At 71.7% G+C, this 16,634-nt stretch carries 15 protein-coding genes, 1 tRNA gene and 1 pseudogene; 5 read left to right on the top strand and 12 right to left on the bottom strand.

All coding sequences use genetic code 11. The features are described from left to right. Positions 1-42 precede the first annotated feature (42 nt). The 4 genes from dgoD to ACIBW6_RS20365 form a co-directional block, all read right to left on the bottom strand. Complete coding sequence (gene dgoD / locus ACIBW6_RS20380) at positions 43-1,194, bottom strand: galactonate dehydratase (RefSeq protein ID WP_399061430.1); 1,152 nt, start codon at positions 1,192-1,194, stop codon at positions 43-45. 196 nt (positions 1,195-1,390) lie between these two features. After that, positions 1,391-1,999, bottom strand: coding sequence for a bifunctional 4-hydroxy-2-oxoglutarate aldolase/2-dehydro-3-deoxy-phosphogluconate aldolase (locus ACIBW6_RS20375; RefSeq protein ID WP_399061428.1), 609 nt, complete (start codon positions 1,997-1,999; stop codon positions 1,391-1,393). Continuing rightward, a complete protein-coding gene (locus ACIBW6_RS20370; RefSeq protein ID WP_399061427.1) occupies positions 1,987-2,733 on the bottom strand; it encodes an IclR family transcriptional regulator in 747 nt (248 codons plus the stop codon). The genes ACIBW6_RS20375 and ACIBW6_RS20370 overlap by 13 nt, the downstream gene beginning before the upstream one ends. A gap of 4 nt (positions 2,734-2,737) precedes the next feature. Then, the gene (locus ACIBW6_RS20365; protein WP_399061425.1) at positions 2,738-3,652 is read right to left on the bottom strand and encodes a sugar kinase; all 915 of its coding nucleotides are present in this window, start codon (positions 3,650-3,652) and stop codon (positions 2,738-2,740) included. Between the two features lie 314 nt (positions 3,653-3,966). Here ACIBW6_RS20365 and ACIBW6_RS20360 point away from each other — a divergent pair, with 314 nt between their 5' ends. From ACIBW6_RS20360 to ACIBW6_RS20350, 3 genes are all read left to right on the top strand, one after another. Next, complete coding sequence (locus ACIBW6_RS20360) at positions 3,967-5,241, top strand: MFS transporter (RefSeq protein WP_399061423.1); 1,275 nt, start codon at positions 3,967-3,969, stop codon at positions 5,239-5,241. Positions 5,242-5,380: 139 nt separating this feature from the next. Then, entirely contained in the window at positions 5,381-5,980 is a 600-nt protein-coding gene (locus ACIBW6_RS20355) for a GNAT family N-acetyltransferase (protein WP_399061421.1), read from the top strand. A 121-nt stretch (positions 5,981-6,101) separates the two neighbouring features. Further along, a complete protein-coding gene (locus ACIBW6_RS20350; RefSeq protein WP_399061420.1) occupies positions 6,102-6,557 on the top strand; it encodes a hypothetical protein in 456 nt (151 codons plus the stop codon). 221 nt (positions 6,558-6,778) lie between these two features. Here the strand turns inward: ACIBW6_RS20350 and ACIBW6_RS20345 are convergent, their stop codons facing one another. Together ACIBW6_RS20345 and ACIBW6_RS20340 are read right to left on the bottom strand one after the other, a co-directional pair. Beyond that, on the bottom strand, positions 6,779-7,249 hold the full coding sequence (locus ACIBW6_RS20345) for an NUDIX domain-containing protein (RefSeq protein WP_399061418.1): 471 nt from the start codon (positions 7,247-7,249) through the stop codon (positions 6,779-6,781). Next, positions 7,246-7,992 (bottom strand): XRE family transcriptional regulator, encoded by a 747-nt coding sequence (locus ACIBW6_RS20340; protein ID WP_399061417.1) that lies wholly within the window; start codon positions 7,990-7,992, stop codon positions 7,246-7,248. The genes ACIBW6_RS20345 and ACIBW6_RS20340 overlap by 4 nt, the downstream gene beginning before the upstream one ends. Positions 7,993-8,864: 872 nt before the next feature. Here ACIBW6_RS20340 and ACIBW6_RS20335 point away from each other — a divergent pair. Then, complete coding sequence (locus ACIBW6_RS20335) at positions 8,865-9,008, top strand: hypothetical protein (protein ID WP_399061415.1); 144 nt, start codon at positions 8,865-8,867, stop codon at positions 9,006-9,008. A 304-nt stretch (positions 9,009-9,312) separates the two neighbouring features. On the opposite strand, the gene ACIBW6_RS20330 is transcribed toward ACIBW6_RS20335, so the two are convergent. From ACIBW6_RS20330 to ACIBW6_RS20305, 6 genes are all read right to left on the bottom strand, one after another. Beyond that, positions 9,313-9,385 (bottom strand) — tRNA-Arg (locus ACIBW6_RS20330). 367 nt (positions 9,386-9,752) lie between these two features. After that, on the bottom strand, positions 9,753-10,181 hold the full coding sequence (locus ACIBW6_RS20325; protein WP_399061414.1) for a hypothetical protein: 429 nt from the start codon (positions 10,179-10,181) through the stop codon (positions 9,753-9,755). Positions 10,182-10,229: 48 nt separating this feature from the next. Beyond that, positions 10,230-11,237: a hypothetical protein gene (locus tag ACIBW6_RS20320; RefSeq protein ID WP_399061412.1), complete on the bottom strand. Its 1,008-nt coding sequence runs from the start codon at positions 11,235-11,237 to the stop codon at positions 10,230-10,232. A 6-nt stretch (positions 11,238-11,243) separates the two neighbouring features. Beyond that, a complete protein-coding gene (locus ACIBW6_RS20315; RefSeq protein ID WP_399061411.1) occupies positions 11,244-13,523 on the bottom strand; it encodes a hypothetical protein in 2,280 nt (759 codons plus the stop codon). Between the two features lie 216 nt (positions 13,524-13,739). Next, positions 13,740-14,399 (bottom strand): LuxR C-terminal-related transcriptional regulator, encoded by a 660-nt coding sequence (locus ACIBW6_RS20310; protein ID WP_399061409.1) that lies wholly within the window; start codon positions 14,397-14,399, stop codon positions 13,740-13,742. Positions 14,400-14,407: 8 nt separating this feature from the next. Beyond that, positions 14,408-15,679 carry a sensor histidine kinase gene (locus ACIBW6_RS20305; RefSeq protein ID WP_399061407.1) on the bottom strand — a complete coding sequence of 424 codons (1,272 nt, stop codon included), beginning with the start codon at positions 15,677-15,679 and terminating at the stop codon, positions 14,408-14,410. 157 nt (positions 15,680-15,836) lie between these two features. Here ACIBW6_RS20305 and ACIBW6_RS20300 point away from each other — a divergent pair. Beyond that, positions 15,837-16,565: pseudogene (locus tag ACIBW6_RS20300) on the top strand (ABC transporter ATP-binding protein); the annotation flags it as partial. Between the last annotated feature and the right edge of the window lie 69 nt (positions 16,566-16,634).

Below are 16,634 nucleotides of genomic sequence, written 5' to 3'. Positions count from 1 at the left end.
CAGCCGAAGCCGCTCCGGGTCAGCTCGGGCGCCGCGGCGCTGTCACCACTCCGCGAAGGAACCGTCCGTGTGCCGCCAGACCGGGTTGTGCCAGCGGTGACCGGTCGCCGCGGCCCTGATGACGGCCTGTTCGTCGACCTCGATGCCGAGGCCGGGCGCGGTGAGGCGCGCCATGTGCCCGTCCGTGGAGTCGAATTCAAAGACGGACGTGTCGACGAGGTAGTCACCGAGGTCGGAGCCGACGTTGTAGTGGATGCCGAGGCTGGTCTCCTGGATGAACGCGTTCGGGCTCGCGAAGTCCACCTGGAGGCAGGCGGCGAGCGCGATCGGCCCGAGCGGGCAGTGCGGGGCGAGCCCCACGCCGTGCACCTCGGCCTGCGCGGCGATCCGGCGCACCTCGGAGATGCCGCCGGCGTGCGAGAGGTCGGGCTGGGCGAGGGCGATGCCCGAGCGCAGGACGGGGTCGAAGTCCCAGCGTGAGTAGAGGCGCTCGCCGGTGGCCACGGGGATGGTGGTCGCGGCGGTGAACTCGCCGTACCGTCCGGTCAGTTCGGGAAGCAGCGGCTCCTCGATGAACAGCGGGCGCAACGGTTCAAGGGCGCGGGCGAGCTGCTTGGCGAGGGCCGGTGAGGTCCGCCCGTGGAAGTCGACGGCGACGTCCCCGTCCGGCCCCATGACCTCGCGCACGGAGGCGACACGGGCGACGACGGCGTCGATCTCGCGCGCCGTCTCCAGGTGCTTGAGCCGGCCGCCGACGTTCATCTTCACGGCCCGGTAACCCTGTTCGAGCCGCTCGCGCGCGTGCTCGGCGGCCTCGCCCGGGTCGTCGCCGCCGATCCACGAGTACATCCGCATCCGGTCGCGCACGGCCCCGCCGAGCAGGTCGTGGACGGGGACGCCGTGCACCTTGCCCTTGATGTCCCACAGGGCCTGGTCGATCCCGGAGACGGCGGAGGACAGGACGGGCCCGCCACGGTAGAAGCCGCCCTTCGTCATGACCTGCCAGTGGTCCTCGATGCGCAGCGGGTCCTTGCCCACGAGGTAGTCGGAGAGCTCGTCGACGGCGGCGGCGACGGTGTGGGCCCGCCCCTCGACGACGGGTTCACCCCAGCCGGTGACGCCCTCGGACGTCTCTATCTTCAGGAAGAGCCAGCGGGGGGCGACGAGGTAGGTGGTGAGGGAGGTGATCTGCATGGGTGTGACTCCAGTCATCGATTCGGGCTCCGAATCCAGCCCCTCCGGCGCTTGAGGAGCGGGGTCCGGGGCGGGGCCCCGTGTCAGTGCGCCGGCTTGCTTCCGCTTCCGGCCGGGGGCAGCGGGTCTGGGGCGGGGCCCCGCATTTCCAGCCCCTCCGGCGCTTGAGGAGCAGGGTCCGGGGCGGGGCCCCGTGTCAGTGCGCCAGCAGCTCGGCCAGCAGGGACAGCTGCCCGGGATCTTCCAGCGCCGACCCCACGGCGACCACCCGCGCCCCGGCCTCCAGATAAGCGGCAGCGCTCCCCGCATCGACCCCACCCGTAGCCACGAACGGCACCTCCGGGAACGGCCCCCGCATCGCCCGGAACCACTCCACCCCCAGCACACTCGCCGGGAACGCCTTCAGCCACCCGAGCCCCAGCCCCCGCGCGGCCTGCACCTCACCGGCCGTCGCCACCCCGGGCAGATGCGGCAGCCCGGCCGCGGCACTGGCCCGGGCCACCCCGGCGTCAAGACCCGGCGCCACGGTGAACGCGGCCCCCGCCGCCACCGCCCGCTCCAGCCGCTCCACGGAGGTCACGGTGCCCGCGCCGACCGCCTTGCCGCGCGCCGCCCCGGCCGCCACCACCGCGGCCAGCACCTGCCCCGCCGCCTCGTCCTGCACGGGCACCTCGACGCACTCGATGCCCAGGTCCCAGGCGCGTACGGCCAGTTCGACGGATCTGTCGGCGGGCATGCCCCGCAGGATCGCCATCACGGGCACCCCCGCGAACAATTCGTCGAACGTGGTGGTCACGGTCGCCATCCCAGCTCCTTGGAGATCGTCTCTGCGGTGGTCATGAGGTCGGGCAGGACGTCGGCGCGCAGCGCGTCGAGGTCCGCCTTCGCCTTGAGCGCGGTCACGGACACCGCCGCGACCACCTCGCCGCCGCTGTCCCGGACGGGGACCGCGACGCAGTTCACGTAGTCCTCGTACTCGCCGTCGTCGACGGACCAGCCGCGCGCCCGCGTCTCGTCGAGGGCCCGGCGGTAGGCGGCGGGGTCGGTGAGCGTCGTGCCGGTGTGCGGCGCGAAGTCGCAGTCCGCGAGGAGCGCGTCGGCGCGCTCGCGCGGCAGGTGCGCCAGGATCGCCTTGGCGACGCCGGCGGTGTGCAGGGTCACCGGGCGGCCGATCTGCGAGTAGAGCCGCACCCCGTCCACCGGGTCGACCTTGTCCGCGTACACGATGCGGTCGCCTTCGAGCGCGGCCAGGTGCACGGTGTGTCCGCAGCGCGCGCCGAGGGCCCGCAGGTGCTCGCCGGCCACGTCCTTCAACCCGAACTGTTCCAGGGCGAGATGGGCCAGTCCGGCGAGCCGGTGCCCGACCGCGTACCGCCCGTCGGGGAGCCGGCGCGCGAGCCCGCCCTCGGTGAGCGACTCCAGGATGCGCAGCGCCGTCGAACGGTGCACGCCCAGGTGCTCGCCGACCTCGGTCTGGGTGCGGGGTGAGCGGGCGACGAACTCCAGGATGTCGATGGCCCGCCGTACGGTCTGTGACACGACGTCAGTTCCCCTCTGTCGCCGTCGCGGTGGCGGGCACGTAGTCCTCGATGCTGCGCAGGGTGCGGCCGGCGAGCCGGTGGCCGAGGGCGAGGCGTCCGGCCGCCGGGGCGCCGTTCAGCAGGGCGCTCAGGTATCCGGCGGCGAAGGCGTCCCCGGCGCCGACGGCCTCGACGACGTCCACGGCGGGCGCCGCCACGAACGCCGCTGTCTCGTCCGCGAATTCGGTGGCGCCGACGGATCCGTCCTTGACGACCAGGGTGCCGCGCGGCGCCAGGTGGTCGCGGATGTCCTCCGCGGACGGTGTGCCCCACAGCGCCTCGCCCTCATCCCGGCCGACGAGGACGACGTCGGCCCGCCGGGCTAGCTCGTACAGGACGGAGGCGGCCTCCTCGCGCGAACTCCACAAGGCAGGCCGGTAGTTGACGTCGAAGGAGACCGGAGTGCCGGTGTCGGCGGCCCGGTCGAGCAGGGTCCGCACGAGCGCGGCGCACCCCTCGGACAGGGCAGGGGTGATGCCGGTCAGGTGCAGCAGCGGGGCGCCGGCCAGCTCGACGCGGTCGGCGTCGCCGGGACCCATCCGGGAGGCGGCGGAACCGGCCCGGTAGTAGTGCACGCGGGTGCCGTCGGGGCCCGGGTCCTTGAAGTAGACGCCGGTCGGGGCGTCCGGGTCGGCCCGTACGCCGCGCACGTCGACCCCGCGCGCGGCGACCGCCGCCACGATCCGCCGGCCGAACGGGTCGTCGCCGACGCGGCTCACCCAGGCGGCCCGGTGGCCGAGGTCGGCGAGGTACTGGGCGACGGTGGACTCGGCGCCCGCGACGGCGAGCCGCAGCTCGCGGCTGGTTTCGAGCCCCGCCCCGTCGGCGGGCGTGACCTGCGCCATCGTCTCGCCGATGCAGACCGCCGTACCGGTCATCACCACTCCTCCACAGACCTCTCGTCGGTGTCCGGGCGGCATGCCATTGACATCCCGCCGGGCCCATGAAGAACATTAGCAGCCTTTGCGCAACAGGCGTGCACATGTTGCAACAGCACGCACCGAGGCGCCCCCCAGACATCGCCCAGGCATCCCCCCACCGCGTGAAAGGGAGTGAGATGAGCCCGAAGACGAGCGCGTCCACCCACCACCAGGAGACCGCCCCCGGGAACGGCCCACAGCCGCCCCGCACGACAAGCGCCGGCACGCGGTCGACGGGCGACGGCACACAGACGGGCGCCGGCACACGAACGATGAGCGCTCGCACGCGCCAGCGCCGCACAGCCGCCGCGAGTGTCGTCGGCTCGATCCTGGAGTGGTACGACTTCTTCCTCTTCGGCGCCTCCGCCGCGCTCGTCTTCAACAAGGTCTTCTTCCCCGACGTCTCCCCGCTCGCGGCGACCCTCGCCTCCTTCGCCACGTTCGGCCTGGGCTTCGCGGTCCGCCCCGTCGGCGGCCTCGTCCTGGCCCACCTCGGCGACCGGATCGGCCGCCGCCCCGTCCTGATCCTGACCGTGATCCTGATGGGCGCGGGCACCCTCGCCATCGGCTTCCTGCCGACCTACCACCAGATCGGCATCTGGGCCCCGGTCCTGCTCGTCGTCTGCCGGATGCTCCAGGGCTTCGGCGTCGGCGCGGAACTCGGCGGCGCGTACGTCATGTCGACGGAAGCCGCGCAGGCCGAGAAGCGCGGCTTCTACGGATCGCTGCCCGGTGCCGGCGAGTTCATCGGCGTCGTCATCGCCTCCGGCGCGGTCGCCGCCGTCTCCACGCTGCCCGAGGACGACTTCCTCGCGTGGGGCTGGCGCATCCCGTTCCTGGCCAGCGCGGTCGTCGTGGTCATCGCCCTGCTGATCCGCAACGCGGCACCCGAGACGGAGCAGTTCGAGGCCACCCGCGACAGCGGCAACCGCGAGAAGCTCCCCGTCCTCGCCGCGATCAAGGAGCGGCCCAAGGCCATCGCCCTGCTCATCGGCTCCGGCTGCGCCACGGCCATCGCCTCGTACGCCATCCAGGGCTACCTGCCCAGCTACCTCACCAACCAGCTCGGCCTGTCGTCGGGCACCTCGGTCCTCGGCATCACGATCGCCTCGGCCGTCTCCATCCTCACGATCCCGCTGGCCGGCGCACTCTCGGACCGGATCGGCCGCAAGCCCGTGATGATCGGTGGCGCGGTGGCGATCACGCTCTTCGCGTACCCGTTCTTCTGGCTGGTGGACACGCGTGAGCCGTGGCTCATCTACCTGGCGATCACCATCGCGTTCGCCCTGATGCTGAACTCGATCTTCGCGGTGGCGGGCACGTTCTACGCCGAGTCGCTGCCGACCGAGGTGCGCTACAGCGGCCTCGTCTTCGTCCGCGAGATCAACGGCGTCATCTTCGCGGGCACGTCCCCGTTCGTGGCGACGCTCCTGGTCGACGCGGGGGGCGACCGCCCCTGGTACCTGGCGGGGTACATGGCGGCGGCGGGGCTGGCGAGCGCGGTGTGCACGTGGAGGCTGCCGGAGACGGCGCCGCGCAATCGCTGATGCGGGGGCGCCGGTGCGGGGCGGGGGTTCTGATCCGGGGCGGGGTTGAGATGGCCGCGGAATCTCTGATGCGGGCCGGTTGAGGTGGCTCCGGAATCCCTGATGCGGGTCCGGTGGGTGCCCGGCGATGATGCGGGGCATGCCGATCGAGATCAAGCACACCATCCAGCCCGGCACCTTCTCCGCGACCACCCAACCGACCCTGCGCACCCAGGACGGCGACCTCGTCCTCCGCGCCCCCGAACCGCAGGACGCACCGACGGTCCACGCCGCTTTCCAGGACCCGGCCGTGCGCTACTGGCACGCCCGCAGCATGGAGTCACTCGATGAGGCCCGCGCCTGGGTGGAGACGGCGCACCAGAGCTGGCAGCGTGAGGAGGCGGCCCAGTGGCTGGTGACCCGGGCCGCCGACGACGCACCGCTCGGCAGGATGGCGCTGCGCGACATGGACCTCCTGGAGGGCCACGCCGAGATCGGCTACTGGGTACTGCCGCCCGCCCGAGGCCAGGCGGTGGCCCCCCGCGCACTGACCACGCTGACGTCCTGGGCGTTCACCGCGGGCTTCCACCGCCTGGAACTCCAGCACTCGACCCGCAACGAGGCGTCCTGCCGGGTGGCGGCGAAGGCGGGCTACGTGCTGGAGGGGACGCGGCGGAGTGCGGCGCTGCACACGGACGGCTGGCACGACATGCATGTGCACGCGTGCGTGGGGCCGGCGCAGGGCGTAAGCCGGGGGTGAGCAGGCCCGGAGCCGCAAGGGCGCCGGCCCCGTACTCACGCACCGCCGGTACTCACCTACTCACTCCACCTGAGTACGTGTGCTCTGGGCCGGGCGATGACCGATCGGCGACGCTGAACGCATGGAACAACGCCCCGGGACCCCCCGCCACCAGCGCCCCTCCCTCTCGTCCTTCCTGTCCCTCCTGGCCATGGCCGGGATCGCCGCGGCGGCCTGGGCCGCCTGGCTGGGCTGGGACCAACACCGGGACACCCACCCGGACGGTTCGACGACCGGCCCGTACGAGGCCTGGCAGGTGATCGGCCTCGCGGTGACGCTGCTGCTCCCGGTGGTCTGGGCGGCCTCCCGGAACCTCCGGACCGCCGCGGTGTTCGGCACGACGGCAGGCTTGACCGCGGCCGCGTACATCGACTGGTCGGACGACGCCAGCGGCCTCTTCGCGGTGGGCGTGGCGATGGTCATGCTGGGCACCCTGGCAGCAACGGCAGCGATCTCGGCCCTGGCGACAGCACTGACGGGGACCCGCGGGGCCGGGGGCCGGGGGTTCGGGGGCGAGGGGGTTGGCGGGGCGGGGTGAGGCGACGCGACACGGGTGCAGCGGGGTCCGGCCGGGGCCTGACGGCCGGACGGACTCCTGCCTGGCCCGCACCTGCGGCCCTGCCCGCCCTCCTACCGAAAATCGGAACCGAGACCACCCCGGCCTTGCTCGTCCCGCCTCTCACGAACGATCGCAGTCACCATGGCGGCGTCCTGGAGTCGCCCTGCGCACCGCACTACGGCCGACCCCGGGCGTCGCTGTCAGCCCAGGTACGGCGAGGAACGGTCCTCAAGGAAGTGCTGGAGGCGCAGCCGCTGGGTGTGGTGCATCGGCAGTCCTCCGAACTCGGCCGGGTCGACGAAGCGCAACTCGGTCGACTCGTCCGAGACGGCCAGCTCGCCGCCGAGGATCCGGGCCCGGAAGCACACGTTGAACTGGCGACGCACTTCGCCGTCGGTGTAGACGATGATGTGCCGCGGGTCGGTGTACGTACCGACCAGGCCCGTGACCTCGACGTCGAAACCGGTCTCTTCCTTGACTTCGCGCACGGCGGTCCCGGGCAGGCTGTCCGCCATCTCCATACCGCCGCCCGGCAGCGCCCACAGATCGTTGTCCCGACGGCGCTGCATGAGGACACGGCCCTGTTCGTCACAGACGACGGCGGACGCGGCGACCACCAGCGAGTTCGGCGGGGGCGCGTCGGGATCGTCGTAGTACTCGGTACGGGTCATGCCGACTCCTCAATTGGGCTCGCGGTGGCCCACACGGCGTCGAAGCTGGCGGCATAGGTGTCGAAGAGCCCACCGTCCTCGGCTCGGCGTAGATGCCAGACTGGGGCGCGGTAGGCGTTGACGCCCCACACGTGCCCGTTCACGAGCATCTGGTCGTCGGCCCGGTAGATGGAGTTGTAGAGCGTGGTCGCGTGGGTGCGGACCTCCACCCCGGGCACCTCGACCAGCGGCCGGTAGTGCAGCAGCGCGAGGCGGCACCGGGACTCGATGCCGTGCCCGAACCTCTCCTCGCGGCCGCGTTGTTGCACGGCGGTGCTGTCGGCGTCGCCGAGCGCGATGCGCAGGCGGCAGCCGTCGCGTGCCCGGTCGGCCAGCAGCTCGTTCAGGAGAGGCCAGCCCTCGTGCAGGAACACGCCTGCGTAGACGAGGATGTCGACCTGGGTCTGAGCCTGGCCGAACAAATCGATGTAGGCCGCTATCGGCAGATCGGCGCGTCGTGGGTGCAGCGCCGAGAGCTCGGGGCTGATGGTGCGTGCCTTACGCGGCTGGCGCAGCGCCGGCCATAGCGCATGCACGTCCTCTTGGAGGATCTCAGCTGCCTGGTGCGCTGTCTGTTGCCGCGGTACCCGGTCTTTGTTCACCCATCGTTCGACGCTCTTCGGGTCGATGCCAGTTGCTGCGGCGAGTGTGCCGTACGTCCACCCTCCGGTCGCCATGGCCGCGCGTAATCGCTCATTCGGCATCCGGCACCTCCTTCGCCTGTGTGCAGGGACGTTGTACCCCACCTGGGACGTCCTGAAGTGGTGAATGGCGGTGGTTCCTACGTCCTGGCGACCGGGTCGACGATCAGGAGACACGGAGGTTCCGGCGCCCGCGCGAACGGCGCCGGGAACGGCCGACGGATGGGAGACGACGTGGCCGAGAGAACAGACCGAGCCGGTGCCTCGTCGCCGGCGAACCCGGCAATGTCCCTGGCCTATCGAGCCCTGCTCGATCACGTGACGACATGCACGCGCTGCCGGGCGAACTGGCGCGCGTGCCCCACTCGCAGAGCCCTTTCGAGGACGTTGCATGGGATGCGCGAGGTGTGCCGGTGATGATCTGTTGGCGGTGCGACCGGCCGATTCGGCAAGGTGAGACCTTCGAAAGTCACGCGAAGATCAGCATGTCGGGGCCGGGGCTCACGGTCCACATGCATACGCGGTGTCCTGCGTTCGGTCGCTATGTGAGGACGCGACTCCGGCGCCGAAGCCGATGAGCGCGCCTCCGTGGTGTCCCGCAGGTTGGTCGGCTGTTGTCGGCCCGTAGTTCGAAGAGCTGCTGATTCACAGCAGGTGAAGGATGCGTCGAACCTCGCAGCTTGTGTGTGCAGCGGTGGAGTACAGCCAGGGGTACGTAGATGCGCGGCTGGCCGGAGGCGGCGGGCAGGTGGTCCGAGGTCGTCGGGCCGAGACGGGATTGCGGTGGGATCCTTCCCTCATCCGCCTCTGGCGAGGCGGTACACGACGTCCCAGCCCTTCTGCGTGATGCGTGGATCGTCGGTGGGGGTGGGGGGCCGGCCCAGAAGGTGCTCCCGGTTAACTCTGGCGACCGCTTGGCCGGTCTTGGGGCCGTAGTGATCGCTCTCGACAACAAGCTGGTCGAGGTATTCGGCCCGCTTCAAGAGTCTCTGCAAGTGTTTGACGTCCGCGTGGACGCGGCCGGGGGCAAGGCGCCGCGGGAACGGTGGAACCATGAAGTGGCGGCGGCCGCCGTGTGATGTGTGCGTGATCCGTGCCGGGAGCCGTAAGCGAGGGGGCCGTCCCACCGCGCCGAGGCAGTGGGACGGCCCCTTGTGTCTCCTTCGGATCAGGTCAGCCGCGGTCGGCGAAATTCCTCCCGGGCCCGGTCGATCGCAGCAGCGGCCGTATCCCCGGCCAGCTCCTCGGTCTCCTCGGGTACCTCCCGCTCGTCGTGGACTCGCCCATCTCCGCGAGGTCGTCTGCGCCGAGGATATGTGCGCTGCGAGTACGAAGGCCCTCCCGTCCAATGGACGAAAGGGCCCCTGACCTGGTGTTTTGCTGTGCCCCCGGCAGGATTCGAACCTGCGACACCCGCTTTAGGAGAGCGGTGCTCTATCCCCTGAGCTACGGAGGCGGGGCTCTGGGGAGGTGGGTGGGGCAGCGCGGTTACGTTCGCGAGGTCCCGTGATCTTCCCTTGGAGCCGTGTGGTGCGCAGCCCGAGAAGGCTGTGCACCGGCGTCAGTGTAGCGGGTGAGCCCAGGTGGTGGCTGGGGGTGTCGACGGCTGCGGGCAGGCTCGGGGGGTTACCGGGCGATGGCCAGGGCGGAGAAGCGGATCCACATGGGCGGGCGGGGTCGAAGAGGCGCTCCCGGCCTGCCCCGGAAACCCGGGCCACCGCGGATGGGCAACCCCGTCCGATGCCCGGCGCCGCCTGGAACGGCAGCTGGGCCGCGAGGGCCCCCGGACCGCACGGGCCGTGGGGCGGGCAAGTCCGCGAAGGTCAGTAGCCCTCCAGCGGCGACGGAACCTGCTGGGAGTTCGCTCCCACCCGGAAATCGGTGCCGCCGAGCACGGTGTTCGCGGAGCGCAGGGACTGCTTCTCGCCGCCCAGCCGGGTCAGCAGGGCCTGTATCTGGTCGTCCCAGGCGTCGTGCGCCGTCTTGAGCGCCGGTGAGGTCACCCAGCCGTTCTCGTCCTTCGGGCCGAACTCCTTCACCGCGGCGCTCGTCGCCTCGTCCGCCAGGTCGCCGGCCTTGCGGGTGCCCGGCTCGATGGTCTGCTCGATGGACTTGGCGGCCTTCTTCTTGTCCTCCGGTGTCGAAGCGAGGTACGGGCCCTGCAACGGTCCGTTGCCGCCGTTGCCGCCGTTGCCGCCGCTCCCGCCCGGCTCGGCCGGAACGTGGTCGAGCCGCATGCCGATGTCACTCATCGTGTGCTGCCTCCCCCTGGATCGGGTGTCCGTGGTCGGTGGCCCCTGTCAGGCGCAGGACATCGCCGTGCGGGCCGCTTCGTCGAACGTCCTGGTGAAGTCCGCGGTGTCCGGCAGCCGCGTCGCCGCACGTGCGGAGTCGTCGAGGTACCTGAGGTCGTGGGCGAGGACGGTGTTCTTGCCGTCGCACCGGGCACGGGTGAAGTCACGGTGGTCGAGGGTCGCGACGAGGGCCGCGTCGTGCACGACGGCGAGGCGCGCGAAGGGGCCTTCTTCGTCGCCGTCGAAGGACAGGTCGCAGTAGAGGCCCTGCCGGAGCGTTCCGGTGACCTGCTCGGTGATGCGCCGGCCCTTGGGGCCGCGCGCCTCGGGGAGCCGGAAGCCGCTGATGCCGCACACCTTGTCGAGGTCGGCCGCCCTGACGGCGGCGGGGGCGGTGTCGCGGGCCGTGCCGGCTGCGTCTCCCGGTGCCGCGCAGTCGGCCGCGTCGGCGAGCGCGCCGCTCGCCCCGGTCAGCAGCCGCCCCATGCCGGCCGCGTCTCCCGCGGCGTCCCTGCTGGTGACGGCGGCGCGCAGGACGGGGCTCGGGCCGGTCCCGTCCGTCGCCTTCTTGCAGGCCGTCGGCAGCAGCGCCCAGCCGCCGTACTCGTCGTACGCGCCGTGCGCGCCGCCCGACAGGACGTGCCGCGCGCCGGAGACCTCCCACGCGCCCTTGCGGAACGGGAAGCCGGACTGCTCCGCCACGGCGCGCAGGTTCAGTTGCGTGGTCGGTCCTGGCAGCCAGCTCTCCAGGCGGATCGTGCAACTGGTGGCGGAGTCCTCGGAGGCGACGACCCGGCCGGCACCGCCGCCGAGAGCGGCTGCGGCCTCGTCCGGGCTCACCCAACCATGGCAGAGACGGGCGGAGTTGAGGACGTTCGTGTTGAAGTACGCGAACGCTCCACCCAGCAGGACGACCACCGCCACGACAGCGGTGGTCCAGGCGCCGCGCCGCGAACGCCGGCGGGGCGCCGGGTCCGCGGCCGCACTGTCGAGGGGCTGTGTCTGCTGTTCCAACGTGCCCTACTCCCAACCCAGGTAGACAGCCGCGTCACCGCGCGACGTGCCGTACGACTGCTTCGCCTCGTCCCGCATCGCCTGCCACGCGTCCCAGTTCGGGTCGTGCCGGGAGTTGTTCTCGTCGTCGACGTCCACGCCCCGGTCCGCGGCCCACTGGTCGATCATGTCGTACGTGCTGTTGATGCCGGAGGAGTAGTGGTCGGAGTTCTCTTCCTGGGCCTGCGAACTGGCCGCGTCCGCGACATCCTTGGACCACTCGTAGGTGCCCGCGTCGATGAGGCGCTGTGCCGTGTCGCCGAGGACGGGCAGGCCCGTGATGGGAGCGCCGGCGCCGTGGTAGGCGTACTTGGCCATGTCGTTGGCGGCCGAGATCTTGCCGTCGCGCTCGTCGAGGATGACGTCGGAGCCGATGGAGTTCATCGCACCGGTCACGGCGCCGAGGTCACGGGCCGGGTTCTTCCAGGCGTCGTTGCCGCTGCCCGCGGAGTCCGGTGCCTGGGTCATCTGGTCCATGGCGTACTGGCGCTGGGTGTCCTGCAGGAGGGCGTACGTCTGGTCGTCGGCGGAGACGCCGCGCATGACACGCATGAGACTGTCCTTGCCGACGGTGATGCCCGCGTGGTCGCCCTCGGTCCAGATGCCGTCCTTGCCCTGTGGGCTGCCGTACTTGGTGCCGTTCTCGGCGAGGATGTTGTGGTTGTCCATGGCGTAGTCGGCGATCGCGTGACCGAGCGGCTTGCGCAGATTGGCGTGGACGTCCTCGCCGCCGGCGCCGTCGTCCAGCACCTCGATCGTGTGCTGCATGACCCGGGCCTGCGCGGCGGTGTGCGGCCCCGGTCTGCCGCCCGACTCGCCCTCCGTCAGCGGCTCATGCCCGGTGGACGCCGCCTCCAGCGCCCGGCCGAGCCCCAGCCGGCTGGTGGGGTCGTCGAAGTCGGTCACGCCGTAGCCGGTGATGGTGTTCTTCGGCCACTCGCGGGCGCCGTCGCCGCTGCCCGCCAGGTACGTGAGGTGGTCGTTGCCGACGTGGTCGGCGCCGGAGCCGTTGCCCGCCGGGTCGAAGAACGCCGTCGCGGCGTCCGGATTGCGGCTCATGAGGTCGAGTACGCCGTCCACGGCGTCGGTCTCGATGCCCTTGTGGCCGGGGCCCCACATGGTGAAGATGCCCGGGTGGTCCTTCTCGGCCTTGATGGTCTGGTCACCGAGGTCGTACAGGAACTGGTCGTCGAAGTCCTGGTCCGCGTGCTGCATCAGGCTGACGTAGGACTGGTAGCCGTACTGGGGGTTGGTGTTGGGGCCGAAGTTCTTCGTCCCCTCCTTCTTCATCCCCTCCGTCCACTCCTTGTAGAACGCGCCGTCCTTGCTGTTGACCCACGCGGTGAAGGCGGGTGAGCCGGGCGGCATGTCCTTCACGCTGCCGGGTACGGCGGTCGCCGTGGCCATGGTGTTCGCGAGGTTCTTCTCGACCTCCGCGAGCTGCAGTCTCTGGGGCCCGTCGGCGTCCTGGAGGCGGTCGTTGAGCTCGTTGCCCAGCTTGATCGTCTTGTGCGGGCCGAGGTCGCGCATCAGCTCCTGGCCGAACGCCTTGTCGTCGTGGTTGTCACGCAACGCCCGCTGGAGCCCCGCCATCTCGGCGTCCGACACCTTCTTGCCGTCGGCGACGCGCCGGGCGATGTCCTCGACCTCGTCCGCCTCGTAGACCTCGACGTCGCCCTGGGCGCCGGCGTTGAATCCGCCGGGCATGCCGTGCAGGGGATCGGTGTCCTTGACGACCGCGTTCAGGGCGATCCTGACGCCGTCGTCGGCGTCGGCGACGGCCTTGACCGCCGCGGCTATGTGCGCGGTCCACGACATCTCGGTCTCGCGCAGATCCGGGTCGTGGTGGATGGCGAAGGCCTCCTGCTCGCTGACCTTCGAGAAGTCGAAATGGCACACGCCCTGGTCGGAGACCTTCATGCCCGCCTTGACGGCGTCGTCCCGGGCTCGCTCGACGGCCTTCTTGAGGTCGACGAACTGGGTGTGAGCGTCCCGCAGCAGCGAGGCGACCGCCTTGGCCTCGGTCTGGGCGGCCTGGATCTCCTTGAGGGTGACGTCGAAGCGGGCATGGGCCGCGCTCGCGCTCAGCCCGTTCCAGATGGGCCCGCCCAGCGAGATGCCGTGCACGTCGTCGCGGTAGGCGGGCTCCACGGTGTCGTGGAGCTCCTTCGCCATGTCGTCCCAATTCTGCGCCGCCGTCGTCAGCGTCGACAGATCAGTGGTCACCACTTCGTGATAGCTCGGCATGCCTGCGCCCCCCGACGGTGATCATTCCAGCTCCGGTGATGCTAGCGCCGGTTGGACGCCATGGCGCGGATCGTGACGGAACCCTGACGACGAGGGCCGTCGGGCCGACTTGTCCGGCAGGCCTGTCCTGGCGCCCCGCGGACCGGTCCAGGCGCCGCGCCGAGGGCACCGGCACACGGCGTCCGGAGTGCTCCGCCCTGTCGCGGCACCCCTCTCCTACGCCGCCCCCGGCCGCCCCCGCAGATACGTGAGGACCGCCAGGACTCGGCGGTTGGTCGTGTCGTCGAGGGTGAGGTCGAGCTTGGTGAGGATCGAGCCGAAGTGTTTGCTGACGGTTCCCTCGCTGACCACCATCGCCGCCGCGATCGACGCGTTCGACTTGCCCTCCGCCATCAGCGCGAGCACCTCCTGCTCGCGGGTGGTGAGCCGGGCCAGGGGGTCGCGGCGGTGCCGGATCAGCTGGCGGACCACCTCGGGGTCGACGACGGTGCCGCCCTCGGCGACCCGGTGCACCGCGTCGATGAACTCCTCGACGTGGCCGATGCGTTCCTTGAGCAGGTAGCCCACGCCGGTGCCGTCGGAGGAGTCGAGCAGGTCCTCGGCGTAGGAGCGCTGCACGTACTGGCTGAGCACCAGGATCGGCAGCCCCGGCCGGCCGCGGCGCAGCGCGAGGGCCGCGCGCAGGCCCTCGTCGGAGAAGCCGGGCGGCATGCGTACGTCGGTCACCACGATGTCCGGGTCGTGCGCGGGGACGGCCTGCGTGAGCTCGTCCGCGGTGCCGACGGCGGCGACCACCTGGTGGCCGAAGCGCTCCATGAGGCCGACGAGTCCCTCCCGGAGCAGGACGCTGTCCTCGGCCAGCACGATGCGCAGCATGCTCTTCCTCATCGCAGGGGGACCCGCAGGCGGAACAGGGTGGGGCCGCCGGGCGGACTGGACACTAGCAAACGGCCGTTCAGGACCGAGAGCCGATCGGCGACGCCCAGCAGACCGGTCCCCGAGCCGGTGTCCGCGCCTCCGCCGCCGTCGTCCTCGACCTCCACCATCAGGTGGCCCGCCTCCAGGCGGCCGCGGACCGTCGCCCGGCTCGCGCCGCTGTGCTTGGCGACGTTGGCGAGGGCCTCGCTGACCGCGAAGTACACGGCCGTCTCGATGGCCTCCGGGGGGCGGTCCGGCAGTTCGACGTCCACGTCGACCGGGATCGTGGCGCGGTCCGCGAGATCCTCCACGGCCGCCATCAGGCCCCGGTCGGTGAGGACTTGGGGGTGGATGCCGCGGATCAGCTCCCTGATCTCGACGAGCGCGGTGGCCGCCTCGTCCTGCGCCTTGGTCAGCAGCGCGCCGAGCGGGCCCTGCGGCGCGTCGAGCCGGGCGAGGCCCAGCGTCATCGACAGGGCGACGAGCCGCTGCTGCGCGCCGTCGTGCAGATCGCGTTCGATCCGGCGCCGCTCCGCCTCGAAGGCGTCCACGATACGGAGTCGGGAGCTGCTCAACTCGTTTAGCTGGCTGCTGAGTTCGCCGGCCGGGGAGGCCAGGAGGAAGCGGGTCAGGGCGGCCCGGCCCGCGGCGATCGCGCCGAGCGGGTAGGCGAGGACGGGCAGCAGGAGCAGCCCGGCGAGGGCCGTTCCGAGGGCCCCCGGCCAGCTGTGCACCATCCACATCTTCAGGACCCGCGCCTCCTCGCCGTCGAACGCCATGAGCACCGGCGTCGCGAGCAGCCCGCCGCACATGAGGAGCGCCGAGCCCACGACAAGCGCCTCCAGGGGCCACAGCAGGAAGGCGAAGAGCACCGCGTACCCCAACTCGCGCCAGGTCGCCCGTTCCTGGAGCCGGGTGCGCAGCCAGGCGGTGAGGCCGGTGCGGTCCGGTTCGCGGTGCGGGTCGGCGAGCGGTTCGCTGTCGATCAGCCGCAGCCGGCGGCGCTCGACCGAGGCCAGCGGCACCCCGGTGAGGACCAGGGCCAGCAGCAGCGGGAGCCCCACGACCACGACGGTGAGCACGCCGCCCGCGACGGCCAGCAGTACGAGCGTGACCAGGGTGACCAGGCCGAGGGCGACGCTGCTGAGCAGGTACAGGGCCGCGCGCCAGGGCCAGCCGCCGCGGAGGTAGCGGGGCTGGTGGAGCCGGGCCCAGATGGTGGGGGAGTGCGGGTGCATGCGGCGCACGCTATGGCGCCCCCTGGCGCCAGGACCACCCCGATAGGTCCACTTCCGGGTCCACCTGTCCCGCACGGGAAGGGTAGAGCTACCTCCACCCCCAAGACTCCGTCCCACTGCGATGTACCCGCCGGGCAACCCCGATTGAGTGGACGTCATGAACCCAGCAGCCGTCCGGCTCCGCTCCGTCACCCGTTCCTACGGCACCGGCGAGAACGCGCTCACCGCGCTCGACCAGGTCAGTCTCGACATCCCGCGCGGGACCTTCACCGCCGTCATGGGCCCGTCGGGCTCCGGCAAGTCGACCCTGTTGCAGTGCACGGCGGGGCTCGACCGGCCGACCGCGGGGCAGGTCTTCCTCGGGGAGACCGACCTGACCCGGCTGAACGAGAAGAAGCTGACGCTGCTGCGCCGGCAGCGCATCGGCTTCGTCTTCCAGGCCTTCAACCTGCTGCCCGCGCTCACCGCCGAACAGAACGTGGCCCTGCCGCTGCGGCTCGCGGGGCGCCGCCCCCGGCGCGGCGAGGTCCTTCAGGTCCTGGAGCAGGTCGGCCTGCGCGAGCGCGCCGGGCACCGGCCCAGCGAGATGTCGGGCGGCCAGCAGCAGCGCGTGGCGCTCGCCCGCGCCCTGGTCACCCGGCCCGAGGTGCTCTTCGGCGACGAGCCGACCGGCGCGCTCGACTCGACCACGAGCCGTGAGGTGCTGGCCCTGCTGCGGGCGATGGTCGACCGCGGCCAGACCGTGATCATGGTGACGCACGACCCGGTCGCCGCCTCCTACGCGGACCAGGTGCTCTTCCTCGCCGACGGCCGTGTCCACGGTGAGTTGCACGCGCCGACGGCGGAGCAGGTCGCTCACCGGATGACCGCGCTGAGCGCCGTCCCCGCGAAGGCCGCGCCGAGCGTCGGTCCTGCCGGGAACGGGGCGGTGGCGTCGTGCGCCGAGCCGAGCGTG

This window comes from Streptomyces sp. NPDC049813, assembly GCF_044465085.1.
GTDB lineage: Bacteria > Actinomycetota > Actinomycetes > Streptomycetales > Streptomycetaceae > Streptomyces.
This window is presented reverse-complemented; position numbering and strand designations above follow the sequence as displayed.